Source organism: Prescottella sp. GW823-FHT02E09 (genome assembly GCF_058797375.1).
Genome location: NZ_JBXAJP010000012.1, coordinates 124991 through 141788 on the forward strand (window position 1 = coordinate 124991; position 16798 = coordinate 141788).

A 16798-nucleotide genomic window follows, 5' to 3' on the forward strand; every position below is an offset into this window, starting at 1 on the left:
CGCGTTTCACCGCCAGCTGACCGGCATCCCCTTCGACGCGAGCCACGCATCCGTGTCGTGCCCGTGGGCGGCGATTCCGTCCACCGCACGCATGGCCTTCTGGACGGCGCGGTCGGCGGTGCCGGTCGAGATCAGACCGTGCGCGGTGGCCGAGATCAGTTCGTCGACGTCGAGGAGTTCGGTTTCCCGGCCGGTCCGGACGACGAGGTCGAGGTAGTGATCCTCGGACTTCCACACGTCCGGACCCACTGTGAAGTCGCCGATGTCGATGTAGCGGTCCTGATCCCGCTCGTGGAACGGGTGGAAATGGAAGATCGACGCCCGGATCCCGAGGTCCGGAATCAGCCACGACTCCAGGTAGTGGAAGGTGGGGTGATCCGCCGTCCGCGCCATGTACAGACCCCAGGGTTCGAGTCGGTAGTGCTCGACGGGGCGGACGTACCCCTTGGGGTCGGTGTTGGTGCACTCGGTGATGTTGAAGTGCTCGATCTTGGGCCGGTGCGCGGGGACCATGTCGAGCGCCGGAACGAAGACGGGACCTGCGGGCACGACGGGAGCGGCCGAGGTGGCTCGGGTCGTGCTCTGTTCGACGTTCTCCATACAGCAAGAAATTACAGGCATTCGGGTGGCACGGCAGGGGCGATCGACGCGGAGCACCGAGGCGTTATCAGAACTTGTCGGAACCTGCGCATACCCTGGACGCATGGCGTTTGCATCCGAGCACCCCGTGGTCGCGCATTCCGCGTTTCGGCCGGTCAGCGAGATCGAACGATCCGACGCGCGGTTCGAGGTCGTCAGCGAGTACGAGCCGGCCGGTGACCAACCGGAGGCAATCGCGGAGCTCGAGCGCAGGCTGCGTGCGGGGGAGAAGGATGTGGTGCTGCTCGGCGCCACGGGCACCGGCAAGTCGGCCACCACCGCGTGGTTGATCGAGAAGTTGCAGCGCCCCACTCTCCTGATGGCGCCCAACAAGACACTCGCGGCACAGCTCGCCAACGAGTTGCGGGAAATGCTGCCCAACAACGCGGTCGAGTACTTCGTCTCGTACTACGACTACTACCAGCCCGAGGCGTACATCGCGCAGACGGACACCTACATCGAGAAGGACTCGTCCATCAATGACGACGTCGAGCGGCTGCGCCACTCCGCGACGTCCAGTCTGCTGTCCCGGCGCGACGTCGTCGTGGTGGCGTCGGTGTCGTGCATCTACGGCCTCGGCACCCCGCAGTCGTACCTGGATCGGTCGATCGAGCTCGAGGTCGGGGTGGAGGTCGATCGCGATGCGTTGCTGCGGTTGTTGGTCGACGTCCAGTACAACCGCAACGACATGGCGTTCACCCGCGGATCCTTCCGGGTGCGGGGCGACACCGTCGAGATCATCCCGTCCTACGAGGAACTGGCGGTGCGGATCGAGTTCTTCGGCGACGAGGTGGAGGCGCTCTACTACCTGCACCCGCTCACCGGTGACGTCGTGCGGCAGGTCGACACGGTGCGCATCTTCCCGGCAACGCATTACGTGGCCGGACCGGAGCGGATGGAGCACGCCGTCCAGAGCATCGAGGCCGAACTCGAGGAGCGGCTCACCGATCTGGAGAACCGCGGCAAGCTGCTCGAAGCGCAGCGACTCCGGATGCGTACCCAGTACGACCTGGAGATGATCAAGCAGGTCGGATTCTGCTCCGGCATCGAGAACTACTCACGGCACATCGACAATCGGCCCGCGGGTTCGGCACCGGCCACACTGATCGACTACTTCCCGGAGGACTTCCTCCTCGTCATCGACGAGTCGCACGTGACGGTGCCGCAGATCGGTGCAATGTACGAGGGCGACATGTCCCGTAAACGGAACCTCGTCGAGTTCGGCTTCCGCCTGCCGTCAGCCGTCGACAACCGGCCCCTCACCTGGGAGGAGTTCGCGGATCGGATCGGTCAGACGGTGTACCTGTCGGCCACCCCCGGACCGTACGAGCTGGGTCGAGCCGGCGGCGAGTTCGTCGAGCAGGTGATCCGTCCCACCGGACTGGTCGATCCCGAGGTGGTCGTGAAGCCGACGAAGGGCCAGATCGACGACCTGGTCCACGAGATCCGGGAACGGACCGAGAAGGATGAGCGGGTGTTGGTCACGACGCTGACCAAGAAGATGGCCGAGGACCTGACGGACTATCTGCTCGAGCTCGGCATCCGGGTGCGGTACCTGCACTCCGACATCGACACGTTGAGGCGTGTCGAGCTGCTGCGACAACTGCGGCTCGGCGAGTACGACGTCCTGGTCGGCATCAACCTCCTGCGTGAGGGTCTCGATCTGCCCGAGGTCTCGCTCGTCGCGATCCTCGACGCGGACAAGGAAGGGTTCCTGCGTAGCACCACGAGCCTCATCCAGACCATCGGCCGTGCAGCGCGCAACGTGTCCGGCCAGGTGCACATGTACGCGGACAAGATCACCGATTCGATGCAGCGCGCCATCGAGGAGACCGAACGCCGCCGCGAGAAGCAGGTCGCCTACAACCTCGAGAAGGGCGTCGATCCGCAGCCGCTGCGCAAGAAGATCGCGGACATCCTCGACCAGGTGTACGAGGAGGCCGAGGACACCGAGGTCGAGATCGGGGGTTCGGGCCGTAATGCCAGCCGTGGTCGGCGCGCCCAGGGTGAGGCGGGCCGCGCGGTCAGTGCCGGGGTGTACGAGGGCCGAGACGTGAAGTCGATGCCGCGGGCGGAGCTGGCAGACCTGGTCAAGGAGTTGACGGATCAGATGATGAATGCGGCGCGGGACCTGCAGTTCGAGCTGGCGGGCCGGCTGCGCGACGAGATCGCCGACCTCAAGAAGGAACTGCGAGGGATGGACGCGGCCGGCCTGAAGTAGCGCCCGCTAACGTTCTCGGTCATGGACGCACATGTCGCCGGACGCACCGCCCGCTCACTCGAACTGCTGCACTCGCTTGCCTACTTCGCCCCCGAGGTGGAGCAGGAACTCGTCGGAGTCGGACTCGAATCCGGCCGAATGACGTACTTCGCGGGCCGCGCGGCGCCGATGGGGGCCGTGGGTGCCGGAGTTGTGGCCGCGACCTTCTACAACTTCAACCCCGAACTGGTCGGTGACGTCCTCCCGCGGGCCTGGACCCTCGCCGCCCCGGAGCAGATCACCCGGGCGCGGTACCGCGGCGTCGATGCCGCCTACCGGAAGATCTTCGGGGAAGCGGTCACCGCGTCTCCGGAGATGTCGGAGGCGGCCCAGCTGGCAGCGATTGCGGCGCAGGGGATTCCGGGTGTCGACGGCCGACCCCTGTATGCGGGCTATGCGGCACTCGAGTGGCCGGACACGCCCCACCTCGTCCTGTGGCACGCACTGACGTTGCTACGCGAGTACCGCGGTGACGGTCACGTCGCGGCACTGCAGACCGCCGGACTCGGAGGCCTCGACGCACTGATCACGCACACCGCCACCGGAATCGGATTCCAGAAGAAGTTCGCCCAGAACCGGCGCGGATGGTCGCAGAGCCAGTGGGACGCCGCCGCGTCCAGCCTGCGCGATCGCGAACTGCTCGACGAGCGTGGCGGATTGACGGACGACGGGCGAGAACTACGTGAGGTGGTCGAGGACCTCACCGACGAACTGGCCTCGGCGCCGTGGACGCACCTGGGCGAGGACGGCGCGGCGCGGCTGGCCGAGCTCGCAGCGCCGTGGCGCCGATCCGTACGGGAATCCGGGCTCTTCCCGGAGACGCTGTTCGGTCCGCGCTACGGGGAGCCACGCTGACCGTGCGTCCCGCTTTCGCCGGCGCACGTGGTGAAATGAGTTACAGGGGTGGATCGTCCACCGGGGGATGAAGCATGTTGTGCCGCAATTCCGCCTGGTTCTGCGTCGATACGGCTAATGTCAGCGCAGCGAAGGGTGATCTCGGTCGAACAGGGCACTGCAGTCACCGTCCTCGATCAACTGCACACATGGAGGAATGAATGACCGCCTACCGGACCGTCGTCGTCGGAACCGATGGATCGGATTCGTCGTTTCGTGCTGTCGACAAGGCTGCGGCTCTCGCAGGCGCCGCCGATGCGGAGTTGGTGATCGCGTGCGCGTACTACCCGGCCGACCCGAAGGACACGGAGGCAGCGCAGGACACGTTGCGTGAGGACGCCTACCAGGTGACGGGATCGGCTCCCACCTACGAGATCCTGCGCACCGCACGCGAGCGGGCCGTCGCGGCCGGCGCGAAGAAGATCGTCGAACGTGCGGTCGTCGGTGCACCGGTCGATTCGTTGCTCGCGCTCGTCGACGAGGTCGAGGCCGATCTGCTGGTGGTCGGCAACCGTGGCCTCAACACGATCACCGGTCGACTGCTCGGCTCGGTGCCGTCCGATGCTGCACGCAAGTCGACATCGGACGTGCTGATCGTGCACACCGTGCGCTGATCGGCCGCGTTCAGCAGAAATCGGTGCGCGCCGCGTCCAGCAGCAGCTGCGCGGCGCTCTCCCCGGTGAGCGCACCACCGGAGAGGCTGGCGGCGTAGTCGCTCACGGGGCGGAGCTGTTCGAGGACCACCGCGTCGGGTGTGCCGGCGGCCAGCTGCCGGCACACCCCCTCGCCGACGGCGAACAGTGTCGGGTCCGGGACCACCGACGGGAATCCGCCGGAGAGGACCGCACGCGCGTAGCGGGCGGTGCGGTCCTCCGACGGAACCGTCGTGGCCGGCGCCGTCGGGGGTGCGGTGGTGACGGTGTTCGCCACCGCCGCCGCGTCGTCGGAGATCGCCGGGGCCCCGCATGCAGTGACCGACGATGCGATCCCGACAGCGCCGATCGCACCCGCCGTCACCGCGCGCAGACCGTGTCGGAACGTGGTCGGAGTGGACACGATTTTCTCCGTCTACTGGGCTGTCTGATGGGATCTGCCGCTGCGCGGCCGGAGCGCCGATCGGCTCGGCGCCCTTGGCACCGTACCGCTTCGGTTCCGCCGGGGAGGGCCGGTTCGGCGATCAGCCTCCGGAGACGGCGATTGCCGCGTCGAGGGTGCCGAGGACCGCCGGCAGAGGGCGCGCGTGCACGATGCCGAGCCGCTGCGTCGCACGGGTCAGTGCGACGTAGAGGTCGTTGAGTCCGCGTGGCGACTCGTCCAGCAGATCCTGGGGTTCGACGATCAGGACCGCGTCGAACTCGAGGCCCTTGGCATCCTTGACAGTGAGGACGCTGACCGAGTCCGACCGTAGATCGGCGAGCTCCTCGACGAGGTGGTGTCCGGCGAGAACCGCCGTCAGACCGGGCCCGGTCTCCTCGCCGACGCGGCGTCGCACCGCGGTGCCGAGATCGGATTCGTCGACGCGCTCGGCCCACGGGGCGAACCCCGATTCGCGCACCGACCGTGGCACGGTCTGATTCGGGTCGATCTCCTCGAGGACCCTGTGGGCCAACTCCATGATCTCGGCGGGCGTGCGGTAGTTGACCGTCAGTTCGGTCAGCTTCCAGCGTTGTGCGACATAGGGGCCCAGGACGTCCTGCCACGACGAGCTTCCCGCCGGATCGCCGGTCTGCGCGGTATCCCCGACGAGCGTCATCCAACGATTCGGGATGCGGCGCATGAGCATTCGCCACGCCATCTCCGACAACTCCTGAGCCTCGTCGACGATGACGTGCCCGTACGTCCAGGTCCGGTCGCCGGCGGCGCGCTCCGCCGTGGTCTGGTGGTGGCCGCGATCCTGGCGTTCCGCGAGCTGACTGGCGTCGATGAGGTCGTACGCCATGAGGATCTCGGGATCCAGATCGTCCTCGAGGTCCTGCGGCGCCGAGCCGGTGAGGATGTCCAACGCGCCCTGCGCATCGGCGATCTGTGCCCGCCAGCGCCGCTGCGCGCGCTCGCGTTCCGCGGCGTCGTCGACGCCGAGTAGTTCGGCCAGCTCGTCGAGGAGTGGAGCGTCCGCGGCGCTGAAGCCGATGCCCTCGGTGCGGAGGAGGACCCCCCGCTCGCCGTCGGTGAGCTCGGGTGCCGCCGACGCCAACCTCTCGGAGGAGCGGAGCAGGTCCGTGAGCACCTGCTGCGGCGTCAGATCGGGCCACAATCCGTCGAGAGCCGCCATGATCGCCGGGTCCTCACGCATCTCGTCGCGCATGTCGGCGATGTCGTCGCGGCTGAGGAGGTTGCCGCCGTCGACGATGTTCGCGCCGAGGGTGGCGGCGAGCTGATCGGCCAGTGCCTCGATCGCTGCGGACACGAAGATCGGCCGCGCCAGGTTGTGCGGGCGCCGCGACGACCGGGCCCGTCCGCGGGCGCGGGTGACGATCTTGCGGTCCAGCGTGATCGGGTAGGTGTCGAAGCGCAGTTCGATCGGCGCCTTGGGCACCTCCTGACGGTCGCGGACCGCCTTCTTCAGCACGTCGATCATCGAGAGGGCGCCCTTGAGCGCGCCCGCGTCGAGCGTGTCCTCGCGGGTGGCCCGGACACCGGGGTACAGGTCACCGATCGTGGAGAGCAGCACGCCGGTCTCACCGAGTGACGGCAGCACCTGGCTGATGTAGTCGAGGAACGTGGCGTTCGGCCCGATGATGAGCACCCCGGCCTTCTCGAGCTGCTGCCGGTACGTGTAGAGCAGGTACGCGGCCCGGTGCAGTGCCACCGCGGTCTTGCCGGTTCCCGGGCCGCCCTGAACCACGAGGACGCTCTTGTGGGTCGACCGGATGATGGCGTCCTGCTCGCTCTGAATCGTCTCGACGATGTCGTGCATCTGGCCGGTCCGGGCGGCGTTGAGCGCGGACAGCAACGCGCTCTCGCCGGCGACACCACCGGCACCGGCGGCGCCGCCGCCGTTCGCCTCGGCTGCGGCGAGGTCGAGGTACTCGTCGTTGATGGCGGTGACGGTCCGGCTGCGACTGCGGATGTGCCGTCGGCGCGTGACCCCCTCCGGTGCTGCCGGTGTCGCGAGATAGAACGGACGGGCGAGGGGAGCGCGCCAGTCGAGCAGCAGGGTCTCGTAGTCGTCGGACTCGTCGAGGATGCCGACGCGGCCCACGTATCGCGGCTCGTCGTCGACGTCGATGCGGCCGAAGCACAGACCGTTCTCGGCGGCGTCGTATCGGGCGATGTCCTCGGTGTACATCTGGGTGAACGATTCGCGTTCGCTGCGAGCCTGCGGTGTCCCGCCGGTCTCGAGGAGAACGCGGGCGAGGCGGTTCGACGCGTACTCGCGGAGACCGTCGAGACGCTCGTAGAGCATCGTCACGTACCCCTGCTCGTGTTCGAGTTCGGGGTGCACACGGGCCTCGTCCGACAAGAGGTCTCCTAGGTTCGGGAACGGCAGAAAAGCGCCCAAGCAGTCTAGTGCGCCCGCTCGTCCGCCGCAGAATCCCAGGTGAGATCGAGCGGTGTCACCGCTGTCGTCGCGCGATGCTTGACGAACCGGGTTTGCGGGTACTGCTGTCGTAGCTGCCTACCGGAAGGAGAGGTCATGACCTCGACCAGCACGCGGCCCACCGGAAAGTCCGGGTCCGACGCAGGGCCGTTCCACACCGTCGACCCGTACACCGGCCGGGTGATCGCCGAGTATCCGTATCTTTCGGGGGAACAGGTGGACGAGGCCGTCGAGCGGGCGGCCGACGCCTTCGGCGAGTGGCGCTCACTGCCGGTCGCGCGACGAGCACAGATCCTGACGCGTGCGGCCGAACTGATGCGCGAGCGGAAGAACGAGCTGGCCGGGCTCGTCACCCGCGAGATGGGAAAGCTGATCGCGGAGAGCCGCGCCGAGGTCGACATCGCCGCGGACATCGTGGACTACTACGCCCGACGCGGCCCGGGCTTCCTCCGCGCGCACAGTATCGACGTCGCGGACGGCGAGGCGGAGGTGGTGAACGAGCCTGTCGGGGTGCTCCTCGGAATCGAGCCCTGGAACTTCCCGCTGTATCAGGTCGCGCGGTTCGCGGCACCGAATCTGCTCCTCGGCAACGTGGTGCTGCTCAAGCACGCCGGTTCGTGCGCGCAGACCGCCGGCGAACTCGAACGACTCTTCTCCGACGCCGGTGTGCCCGACGGCGTCTACACGAACCTCTACCTGAAGGTCTCGGATGTGGAACGCGTGATCGCCCATCCGGCGGTGCAAGGCGCCTCGCTCACCGGCAGCGAGCAGGCGGGGGCGTCGCTCGCCGAGATCGCCGGACGGCATCTCAAGAAGTGCGTCCTCGAACTCGGCGGCAGTGACCCGTTCGTCGTCCTCGACGCCGACGGCCTCGACCGCACACTGGATGCCGCAGCGGCCGCCCGGCTCCTCAACGCCGGTCAGAGCTGTGTCTCGGCGAAACGATTCATCGTTCCGGACGCGATCTGCGACGACTTCGTCGTCGGACTGGCCCGGCGTTTCGGCGAGCTCGTGGTCGGGGATCCGACGGATCCCGAGACCACGCTGGCCCCGCTGTCGTCGGAGGCTGCCGCGCAGACGCTGCTCGCGCAGATCGACGACGCCCTGGACAAGGGCGCCACCGTCGCGGCGGGCGGGGGGCGCCCCGACAACCGTGGACCGGACGGCAGGGGTGCCTTCGTGGAGGCGACGGTGCTCACCGATGTGACGCGCGGGATGCGCGCCTTCGAGGAGGAGCTGTTCGGGCCGGTCGCGGTGGTCTATCGCGTCGCCGACGAGGACGAGGCTGTCGAACTCGCCAATTCGACCCGATTCGGGCTCGGCGGCACAGTGTTCGGGTCGGATCCCGATCACGCGCGTGCTGTCGCGGACCGGATCGGGAGCGGCATGGTGTGGATCAACCGCCCCACCTCGACCGAGCCGGAACTGCCGTTCGGGGGCGTCAAGAGTTCCGGATTCGGGCGGGAGCTGGGCGACCTCGGATTGTTCGAGTTCGCGAACCGTAAGCTGATCCGGACCGTACCCCCGAAGGGGTGAGGCGACGCGCGACGCCGGCCTCACCCGCCCGGATCGTGGATGTCAGTGGTTGCGGAGTTCGGAGATCAGTTCGGACTTGTTCATCGACGAGTACCCGGTGATCCCGAGTTCCTTGGCGCGCTCCCGTAATTCGTCGACGGTGCGGTCCTCGTAGTTCTCGGCCTTGCCGCCCCGGTGGCCCACCGAGGACCTGCCCTCGTTCGCGGCGGCATTGGAGATCCGCGCCGCCTTCTCCTTGGATTCACCTTCGTCCCTGAGCTTTTCGTACAGCTCCTGGTCCTTCAGGTGCGGGTCGGGATCGTTCGATCGATTCGTGGGCAACTCGATCACCTCGTTTCGCGGAGTGAGCTTCGGTGCCGGTGGATCGGGTCAGTCCTGGAGTTCGGCGGCCTTCGCCCGCGCGGTGGCGAGCGCCTTCTCGGCCTGCTTCCGCGCGCGTCGACTCAGCACCTCGCCCTGCTCGCTCGCCGCGGCGGCCCACTCGGTGCCGCGCTCGCGCGCGAGGTGCGCGAACTCGGTGCCGCGCTCCTTGGCCAATTCTGCGAGGACGGGGCCCCGCTCTCGAGCGACCTCGCTGAGTTCGGTTCCCCGCTCGCGGGCAAGGTGTGCAAGTTCCGCGCCGCGGTGACGGGCGGCATCGAGCAGTTCACCGCTGCGTTCCCCGGCCTGCTCGGCGGCGGTGCGGGCGCGGTCCGACACGACCGACAGGGCGTGATCGGTGTCTTCGTTGCTCGACACGACGTCGGCGACCTTGGCCTGAGCCTTCCGGGCTGCCCGCCGACCGCGCCACCCGAGCGACGGCTTGCCCTCGGTGTCGACGGCCGCGATCAGCAGCCCGCCGAGCATCGTCATGTTCTTGAAGAACTGCATGCGCTGCATCGCGCGCTGCTGCGGATCGTCGACATTCCAGAAGTCGTGTCCGGCGAGCGTCGTCGGGACCAGTGTCCCGGCAAGGACGAGCGACGACGCGCGGGGCGCCTTACCGAGCGCCAGCATCGCGCCGGCCCCGATCTGGACCGCCGCGTTGATCTTCACGAGCGTCTCGGGGTCGGACGGGAGCCTGTCCGTGACGGTGCCCGGCAGGGTCTCGACACTCTTCTCGAGGAAAGGCCCTGCGGCCTGCGCCTTCGGCGCCGGGCTGCGCAGGGAATCGATTCCACCGGCGATGAACACGGTGGACAGCAACGGGCGGGCAATTCGGCGAACGATCATGGACGGCCTCCCAAACCTGGATTCTCGTTCCACCGTATCCAGGTGGAGACGATCCGGCACGGGACGAGACCAATGCGAGGCCGACCGGTCTCGATCGTCCCGTTTCACCAACCGCGCTCGCGCCACTCACCGAGGTGCGGGCGTTCTGCGCCGAGGGTGGAGTCCTTCCCGTGGCCCGGGTAGAAGACGGTGTCGTCGGGGAAGCGGGCGAACAGCTTGGACTCGACGTCGTCCATCAGCGATGTGAATCGCTCCGCGTCCGGGGTCTTGCCGACACCGCCGGGGAAGAGCGAGTCCCCGGTGAACAGGTGGACGCGCCCGCCGTCGTTCTTCTCGGTCAGGGCGAGCGTGATCCCGCCGGGGGTGTGCCCGGCCAGGTGGATCACCTCGAGCGTGAGATCGCCCACCGTCACGAGGTCGCCGTCGTTCAGTGCACGCGCCGGGGTGACGGACAGGATCTCGGAGTCCAGCGGGTGCGCAGCGGTGGGGACACCGGTGGCGGCGGCGACCTCGGCGAGTGCGAACCAGTGGTCGTGATGCTGGTGCGTGGTGACGATCAGCTCGAGCCGGGGCGCCTGCTCCGCGACGAGCGCCGCGATACGTTCGGCGTCGTTCGCCGCGTCGATGAGCAGCGCCTTTCCGGTCTCGGAACACGTCACGAGATAGGTGTTGTTGTCCATCGGGCCCACCGACATCTTCACGATCGTCGCGCCGGGCACGGTGCGACGCTGAGCGCCCGAGGCCGCAGAGAGGTCGCCGGTGTAGTCGTCGTCGATGGTGATGCGCTGCTGCTCCATGATCGGGAGGCTACCGTCGAATCGTGGCGTCGCGGATCGCAGCCGCTGATCACCGGGAAACCCGCTGGTCGGAGAGTTTGTCGGTGCCCACGCCTACCATGGTCAGCGCCCGGACGAGTATGTCCGCGCCATGGTCGAAACCGAGAAGGGACTACGTGTGGCGGATCGCCTGATCGTGCAAGGTGCGCGTGAGCACAATCTGCGAGGGATCAATCTCGATCTGCCCCGGGACAGCCTGATCGTCTTCACGGGTCTGTCGGGCTCCGGCAAGTCCAGTCTCGCGTTCGACACGATCTTCGCCGAGGGACAGCGACGCTACGTCGAATCGCTGTCCGCGTATGCGCGCCAGTTCCTCGGCCAGATGGACAAGCCGGACGTCGACTTCATCGAGGGCCTGTCGCCCGCGGTGTCGATCGATCAGAAGTCGACCAACCGCAACCCGCGGTCGACCGTCGGAACCATCACCGAGGTGTACGACTACCTGCGGCTGCTGTACGCGCGGGCGGGTTCCGCGCACTGCCCGGTGTGTGGCGAGCAGATTGCGCGGCAGACGCCGCAGCAGATCGTCGATCAGGTCCTCGAGATGGAGGAGGGCACCCGCTTCCAGGTGCTCGCTCCCGTGGTCCGGACCCGCAAGGGCGAGTTCGTCGATCTGTTCGAGCAGCTCAACTCGCAGGGTTACTCGCGGGTGCGGGTCGACGGTGTCGTTCACCCGCTGACCGACCCTCCGAAGCTGAAGAAGCAGGAGAAGCACGACATCGAGGTCGTCGTCGACCGACTGACCGTCAAACCGAGTTCCAAGCAGCGGCTCACCGACTCGGTCGAGACGGCGCTGCGCCTCGCCGAGGGCATCGTCGTGCTCGACTTCGTGGACCGCGACGAGAACGCTCCCGATCGTGAGCGCCGGTTCTCCGAGAAGCTCGCCTGCCCCAACGGACACCCGCTGGCCATCGACGATCTCGAGCCGCGCTCGTTCTCCTTCAACTCGCCGTACGGGGCCTGCCCGGAGTGCACGGGTCTCGGGATCCGCAAGGAGGTCGACCCGGACCTGGTGGTCCCGGACCCCGAGCTCTCGCTCGAGGACGGCGCCATCGCGCCCTGGTCGATGGGGCAGAGCGCCGAGTACTTCGGGCGCCTGCTGTCCGGTCTCGGGGACATCATGGGCTTCGACATGACGACGCCGTGGAACAAGCTCCCGGCGAAGGCGCGCAAGGCGGTCCTCGAGGGCAGCACCGAGCAGGTCCACGTCAAGTACAAGAACCGCTACGGCCGCACCCGCTCGTACTACGCCGAGTTCGAGGGCGTCATGCCATTCCTGCATCGTCGGCTCGAGCAGACCGAGTCCGAGCAGATGAAGGAGCGCTACGACGGCTACATGCGCGACATCCCGTGTCCCGCATGCAACGGCGCCCGCCTGCGGCCGGAGATCCTGTCCGTCACGATCGCGTCGGCGACGTACGGCAAGATGTCGATCGCCCAGGCCTGTGAACTGTCGATCGCGGACTGCGCCGCATTCCTGAACAGCCTGACCCTCGGCTCCCGCGAGGAGGCCATCGCCGGTCAGGTCCTCAAGGAGGTGCAGGCGCGGCTCGGCTTCCTGCTCGACGTCGGACTCGAGTACCTGTCTCTGGCCCGCGCGGCGGGCACGTTGTCGGGCGGCGAGGCCCAGCGCATCCGGCTGGCCACGCAGATCGGTTCCGGTCTCGTCGGCGTGCTGTACGTGCTCGACGAGCCGTCCATCGGCCTGCACCAGCGTGACAATCGGCGACTCATCGAAACCCTCACGCGCCTTCGGGATCTCGGCAACACCCTCATCGTCGTCGAGCACGACGAGGACACCATCCGCACGTCCGACTGGGTCGTCGACATCGGCCCGCTCGCGGGTGAGCACGGCGGCCGGGTGGTGCACAGCGGCACCTACAAGGAACTGCTGACCAACACGGAGTCGCTCACCGGCGCCTACCTCTCCGGGCGCAGCACCATCGACGTGCCGGCCGTGCGCCGGGCGGTCGACCGCAAGCGCCAGGTCACCGTCGTCGGCGCCCGCGAGAACAATCTCGACGGCATCGATGTCAGCTTCCCGCTGGGAGTGCTCACCTCGGTGACCGGGGTGTCGGGTTCCGGGAAGTCGACACTGGTGAACGACATTCTCGCAACGGTGATGGCCAACAAGCTCAACGGTGCCCGTCAGGTTCCCGGCCGGCACACTCGGATCAACGGGCTCGACCAGCTCGACAAGCTGGTGCAGGTCGACCAGTCGCCGATCGGTCGTACGCCGCGCTCCAACGCCGCCACGTACACCGGTGTGTTCGACAAGATCCGGACCCTGTTCGCGGCCACCACCGAGGCGAAGGTGCGCGGCTACCAGCCGGGCCGGTTCTCGTTCAACGTCAAGGGCGGTCGCTGCGAGGCGTGTTCGGGCGACGGCACCCTGAAGATCGAGATGAACTTCCTGCCCGACGTCTACGTTCCGTGCGAGGTGTGTCACGGCGCGCGGTACAACCGCGAGACGCTCGAGGTGCACTACAAGGGCAAGACCATCGCCGAGGTCCTCGACATGCCGATCGAGGAGGCCGCCGAGTTCTTCGAGCCGGTGACCTCCATCCATCGGTACCTGAAGACGCTCGTAGAGGTCGGGCTCGGCTACGTTCGGCTGGGGCAGCCCGCGCCCACCCTCTCCGGCGGCGAGGCGCAGCGCGTCAAGCTCGCGGCCGAACTGCAGAAGCGGTCGACTGGTCGCACGGTCTACGTCCTCGACGAGCCGACCACCGGCCTGCATTTCGAGGACATCCGCAAGCTGCTCAAGGTGGTCAACGGTCTGGTCGAGAAGGGCAACACCGTGATCGTGATCGAGCACAACCTCGACGTGATCAAGACGTCCGACTGGATCATCGACATGGGACCCGAGGGTGGCTCGGGCGGCGGCACTGTGGTTGCCGAGGGGACCCCGGAAGCTGTTGCGGCGGTGCCGGAGAGCTACACCGGCCGGTTCCTGAAGGAAGTTCTCGAAGCGCCCTCCGCGGCCGGTAACGGGGCGGCGCCCAAGGCGACCGCGCGCAAGGCCGCCGCGACACCGCGTAAGCGGGTCAAGAAGGCCGCTGCCGTCGGATAGATCGGTGCGATTCCGTCCGCGACTGCGGCGGTCGCGACACACGAACGGCGGTGGGGACCGAGGTCCCCACCGCCGTCAAGCTGTCAGCTGGCTCGCGCTCAGGCGGGCGCCTGCTGCTGGCCCGCGGAGCCGCTGGTCAGGGAGCCGAGCAGAGCCGCGATGTCGAAGTCGCCGCCGAGCGCGCCGAGCAGGGGGCCGAGAAGTTCGGTGATGGAACCCATTCGATTTCTCCTTTGATTCGGTCCTTCGAGTGAAAGGACCCGGTGGGGTTGCGTGACCTGGATCACGCGATCAGGACGCTACAACACAGCGGATGCGGCGAGGGCGGTTTCAGGCGTTCACATTTCGTATTTGCCCGATCGTCTCCCCTGGAGGATGGGCAAATCGGACATATGTCCAGATCTGAGCGGGTGTGGCGGATTCCCGCATCCCGCACCCGCGAGTGGGTGCCGTCGGCGCGCTCGGGGATCACTTGTGGCGCAAACGGACCGGCGGCGGTGGGTACTCGATGAGTGCCCACCGCCGTCGAGAAATGGTGCTTACTGGCCGCCGCCGCCCTGCTGCTGTTCCGCCGATCCGCTGAGTAGGCCGCTCAGGAGGGCGGCGATGTCGATATCTCCGTTGGTGATGGCGTTCATCAGGCCGCCGAGGATGGTGGAGATTGATCCCATGAGTAGCTCCTTCGGTTCGGCCCCCGGGAATCGAGGGCTCGATGGGGGAGATGCGCAACCGCGATCGTGATCTTGATCACGCAAGTTGGACGCTATCAATGTGACGGGCGTTACGGGCGGAATGTCGGCTGTTGGCTTATCCGTGTTGCGCCGAACGGGCGCCGGGCGCGCCAAGTCGAGTGTTTGATCAGTTTCCGCCGTGAGGGGAGCGTCGAAGTATCTCTCGGCGAGAGGCTTTCAGTCCTCGTCGAGTTTGCGCCCCGCTGCCACCGATCGCTCGATCAGCGAGACCAGGGTCGCCTTGTCGACTCGGCCGAGGCGGGTGATGTACAGGCAACTCTTGCCGAGCTTGTGGGGGCCCAGGTCGGTGAGGGTGGCGGCCTCGGCGTCGAAGTCGAGGGTCAGGTAGAGCGTCAGCGCGGATGCGCGGGGAGAGAAGCCGATCAGGGGAGTCTGGCCTGACCGGCCGCTCGCGTACCGGTAGGACCGTGTGCCGAAGCCGACGATGCTCGTCCCCCACATCGTCGCCGGTTCCCCGGTTGCCGACTCCATCAGGGATCGCAGCTCGAGCGCGTCGGCCCGCCGGGTCGGATCCGCGACCCGGTCGAGGAACTCGGCGACGCTCGCGGCGGTGGCGTGGGTCTTGTTCGTTGCGGCCATATGTGCAGGCTAGGCCGCCCGCGACATCGGCGACGGGGTGCCGGTGCCGGCCGGGTGCCGGCGGGCGGTCAGAAGACCGGCCCGGTGTACTTCTCGCCGGGGCCCTTGCCGGGCTCGTCGGGGTGTGCCGAGGCCTCCCGGAAGGCGCGCTGCAGGGCCTGCAGGCCCTCTCGGATCGGGCCGGCGTGGGGGCCGAGGTACTCGACCGAGGCGGTGACCAATCCGGCGAGCGCGGTGATCACGCGGCGTGCCTCGTCGAGGTCGAGGTGCGGGCTGTTGTCCGGGTCGGCATCCGACAGGCCGAGCTTCTCGGCGGCCGAGCTCATCAGCATCACGGCGGCGCGGCTGATCACCTCGATTGCGGGAACCTCGGCGAGTTCGCGCACGTCGTCGAGATCGTCCTCGGCGTGCTGGACGGAATCGGCCGGATCGGGGTTCTGCGTCATGATGAAGAGGATTCCATCCGCGTGGGGGCACCGCCGCGACAGGGTGATGCGGGCGGAGACGATTCGATCGGCGTCCCGATCGATGCTACGCTGTTCGTCACGACCGCCCTCGGCCTCGGCCAGGGCAGCAAAGTGGAGTCCGACTCCCACCTCTGCGCGGCACCGTCAGGTGCAGTTCAGTGGTCCGGTCGCCGCACGGACCAGCGTTGATCGTTCCGATCAGTGATTCCGGGCGGCTCCTTCGTTCTCGCGAAGGGACGGCAGCCCCGAAGTCTCGGGCTGGTGTCTGACCGGTCGACATCGGGCCCCGCACGGCGATTCAGTCGCCGACGCGGGGCTTTCTTGTTGGGGTAGAGGGCGCACGGGCTGCGGCGCGGTCACCGGACTGCACCGCTCAACCTAGGAGGCCCCATCAGCACTGAGACCCGCATCAACGATCGCATCCGCGTTCCCGAGGTTCGCCTCATCGGACCCGGCGGTGAGCAGGTTGGGATCGTGCGTGTTGAAGATGCGCTCCGCGTCGCCCTCGAGGCAGACCTCGACCTGGTCGAGGTGGCTCCCGATGCCCGTCCGCCGGTCTGCAAGATCATGGACTACGGCAAGTTCAAGTACGAGACGGCGCAGAAGGCGCGCGAATCGCGCAAGAACCAGCAGCAGACCGTCATCAAGGAGCAGAAGCTCCGCCCGAAGATCGACGATCACGACTACGAGACCAAGAAGCGGAACGTCATTCGCTTCCTCGAGGCCGGATCCAAGGTCAAGGTCACGATCATGTTCCGTGGCCGCGAGCAGTCTCGGCCCGAGCTCGGGTTCCGTCTGCTGCAGCGTCTCGGCGCCGACGTCGCCGACCTCGGTTTCGTGGAGACCTCCGCGAAGCAGGACGGTCGAAACATGACGATGGTGCTGGCACCGCACAAGGGTGCGAAGACGCGCGCGAAGGCACAGGAAGGCGCCCAGGCCGTTCCGCCGAAGCCGGCGGCCGGTGACGGTGGCGCTGCTCCCACGCCGAGTAGCTAGCCAGACCACTTCA

At 67.6% G+C, this 16798-nt stretch carries 16 protein-coding genes; 6 read left to right on the plus strand and 10 right to left on the minus strand.

What is annotated here, in order from left to right; all coding sequences use genetic code 11:
* Positions 1-6: 6 nt before the first annotated feature.
* Positions 7-513 carry a ribonuclease FAU-1 family protein gene (locus AC1RIF_RS24510; RefSeq protein WP_492604020.1) on the minus strand — a complete coding sequence of 169 codons (507 nt, stop codon included), beginning with the start codon at positions 511-513 and terminating at the stop codon, positions 7-9.
* Between the two features lie 190 nt (positions 514-703).
* On the opposite strand from AC1RIF_RS24510, the gene uvrB reads away from it, so the two are divergent.
* The 3 genes from uvrB to AC1RIF_RS24525 all read left to right on the plus strand — a co-directional run bounded on the left by uvrB (position 704) and on the right by AC1RIF_RS24525 (position 4407).
* Entirely contained in the window at positions 704-2860 is a 2157-nt protein-coding gene (uvrB, locus tag AC1RIF_RS24515) for an excinuclease ABC subunit UvrB (RefSeq protein ID WP_492603975.1), read from the plus strand.
* Between the two features lie 21 nt (positions 2861-2881).
* Positions 2882-3754 (plus strand): SCO6745 family protein, encoded by an 873-nt coding sequence (locus AC1RIF_RS24520; RefSeq protein ID WP_492603976.1) that lies wholly within the window; start codon positions 2882-2884, stop codon positions 3752-3754.
* Between the two features lie 200 nt (positions 3755-3954).
* Positions 3955-4407 carry a universal stress protein gene (locus tag AC1RIF_RS24525; protein ID WP_114722840.1) on the plus strand — a complete coding sequence of 151 codons (453 nt, stop codon included), beginning with the start codon at positions 3955-3957 and terminating at the stop codon, positions 4405-4407.
* 10 nt (positions 4408-4417) lie between these two features.
* Here the strand turns inward: AC1RIF_RS24525 and AC1RIF_RS24530 are convergent, their stop codons facing one another.
* Positions 4418-4849: a DUF732 domain-containing protein gene (locus tag AC1RIF_RS24530; RefSeq protein WP_492603977.1), complete on the minus strand. Its 432-nt coding sequence runs from the start codon at positions 4847-4849 to the stop codon at positions 4418-4420.
* Between the two features lie 121 nt (positions 4850-4970).
* The gene (locus AC1RIF_RS24535) at positions 4971-7256 is read right to left on the minus strand and encodes a HelD family protein (RefSeq protein WP_492603978.1); all 2286 of its coding nucleotides are present in this window, start codon (positions 7254-7256) and stop codon (positions 4971-4973) included.
* A gap of 174 nt (positions 7257-7430) precedes the next feature.
* On the opposite strand from AC1RIF_RS24535, the gene AC1RIF_RS24540 reads away from it, so the two are divergent.
* Positions 7431-8870, plus strand: coding sequence for an NAD-dependent succinate-semialdehyde dehydrogenase (locus tag AC1RIF_RS24540; protein WP_492603979.1), 1440 nt, complete (start codon positions 7431-7433; stop codon positions 8868-8870).
* Between the two features lie 42 nt (positions 8871-8912).
* Here the strand turns inward: AC1RIF_RS24540 and AC1RIF_RS24545 are convergent, their stop codons facing one another.
* The 3 genes from AC1RIF_RS24545 to AC1RIF_RS24555 all read right to left on the minus strand — a co-directional run bounded on the left by AC1RIF_RS24545 (position 8913) and on the right by AC1RIF_RS24555 (position 10879).
* Positions 8913-9191 carry a DUF7218 family protein gene (locus AC1RIF_RS24545; RefSeq protein ID WP_492603980.1) on the minus strand — a complete coding sequence of 93 codons (279 nt, stop codon included), beginning with the start codon at positions 9189-9191 and terminating at the stop codon, positions 8913-8915.
* A 48-nt stretch (positions 9192-9239) separates the two neighbouring features.
* Positions 9240-10082 (minus strand): DoxX family protein, encoded by an 843-nt coding sequence (locus AC1RIF_RS24550; protein ID WP_492603981.1) that lies wholly within the window; start codon positions 10080-10082, stop codon positions 9240-9242.
* 104 nt (positions 10083-10186) lie between these two features.
* Entirely contained in the window at positions 10187-10879 is a 693-nt protein-coding gene (locus AC1RIF_RS24555) for an MBL fold metallo-hydrolase (protein ID WP_492603982.1), read from the minus strand.
* Between the two features lie 157 nt (positions 10880-11036).
* Here AC1RIF_RS24555 and uvrA point away from each other — a divergent pair, with 157 nt between their 5' ends.
* Entirely contained in the window at positions 11037-13991 is a 2955-nt protein-coding gene (uvrA, locus tag AC1RIF_RS24560) for an excinuclease ABC subunit UvrA (protein ID WP_492604021.1), read from the plus strand.
* A gap of 98 nt (positions 13992-14089) precedes the next feature.
* Here uvrA and AC1RIF_RS24565 read toward each other — a convergent pair whose 3' ends face one another.
* The 4 genes from AC1RIF_RS24565 to AC1RIF_RS24580 all read right to left on the minus strand — a co-directional run bounded on the left by AC1RIF_RS24565 (position 14090) and on the right by AC1RIF_RS24580 (position 15768).
* Positions 14090-14212, minus strand: a complete 123-nt coding sequence (locus AC1RIF_RS24565; protein WP_492603983.1) for a hypothetical protein — start codon at positions 14210-14212, stop codon at positions 14090-14092.
* A gap of 318 nt (positions 14213-14530) precedes the next feature.
* The gene (locus AC1RIF_RS24570; protein ID WP_492603984.1) at positions 14531-14662 is read right to left on the minus strand and encodes a hypothetical protein; all 132 of its coding nucleotides are present in this window, start codon (positions 14660-14662) and stop codon (positions 14531-14533) included.
* Positions 14663-14899: 237 nt separating this feature from the next.
* Complete coding sequence (locus AC1RIF_RS24575) at positions 14900-15322, minus strand: DUF1801 domain-containing protein (RefSeq protein WP_492603985.1); 423 nt, start codon at positions 15320-15322, stop codon at positions 14900-14902.
* 68 nt (positions 15323-15390) lie between these two features.
* Positions 15391-15768, minus strand: coding sequence for a DUF1844 domain-containing protein (locus AC1RIF_RS24580; protein WP_492603986.1), 378 nt, complete (start codon positions 15766-15768; stop codon positions 15391-15393).
* A 366-nt stretch (positions 15769-16134) separates the two neighbouring features.
* On the opposite strand from AC1RIF_RS24580, the gene infC reads away from it, so the two are divergent.
* Positions 16135-16785: a translation initiation factor IF-3 gene (infC, locus tag AC1RIF_RS24585; protein WP_492604022.1), complete on the plus strand. Its 651-nt coding sequence runs from the start codon at positions 16135-16137 to the stop codon at positions 16783-16785.
* Positions 16786-16798 lie beyond the last annotated feature (13 nt).

Excerpts from the sequence above, each read along its gene's own strand:
- AC1RIF_RS24580 (WP_492603986.1), bottom strand. The coding sequence starts at position 15,768 with ATGACGCAGAACCCCGATCCGGCCGATTCCGTCCAGCACGCCGAGGAC.
- AC1RIF_RS24525 (WP_114722840.1), top strand. The coding sequence starts at position 3,955 with ATGACCGCCTACCGGACCGTCGTCGTCGGAACCGATGGATCGGATTCG.
- AC1RIF_RS24570 (WP_492603984.1), bottom strand. The coding sequence starts at position 14,662 with ATGGGATCAATCTCCACCATCCTCGGCGGCCTGATGAACGCCATCACC.
- AC1RIF_RS24550 (WP_492603981.1), bottom strand. The coding sequence starts at position 10,082 with ATGATCGTTCGCCGAATTGCCCGCCCGTTGCTGTCCACCGTGTTCATC.
- AC1RIF_RS24520 (WP_492603976.1), top strand. The coding sequence starts at position 2,882 with ATGGACGCACATGTCGCCGGACGCACCGCCCGCTCACTCGAACTGCTG.
- AC1RIF_RS24540 (WP_492603979.1), top strand. The coding sequence starts at position 7,431 with ATGACCTCGACCAGCACGCGGCCCACCGGAAAGTCCGGGTCCGACGCA.
- uvrB (WP_492603975.1), top strand. The coding sequence starts at position 704 with ATGGCGTTTGCATCCGAGCACCCCGTGGTCGCGCATTCCGCGTTTCGG.
- AC1RIF_RS24510 (WP_492604020.1), bottom strand. The coding sequence starts at position 513 with ATGGTCCCCGCGCACCGGCCCAAGATCGAGCACTTCAACATCACCGAG.
- AC1RIF_RS24555 (WP_492603982.1), bottom strand. The coding sequence starts at position 10,879 with ATGGAGCAGCAGCGCATCACCATCGACGACGACTACACCGGCGACCTC.
- AC1RIF_RS24565 (WP_492603983.1), bottom strand. The coding sequence starts at position 14,212 with ATGGGTTCCATCACCGAACTTCTCGGCCCCCTGCTCGGCGCGCTCGGC.
- AC1RIF_RS24575 (WP_492603985.1), bottom strand. The coding sequence starts at position 15,322 with ATGGCCGCAACGAACAAGACCCACGCCACCGCCGCGAGCGTCGCCGAG.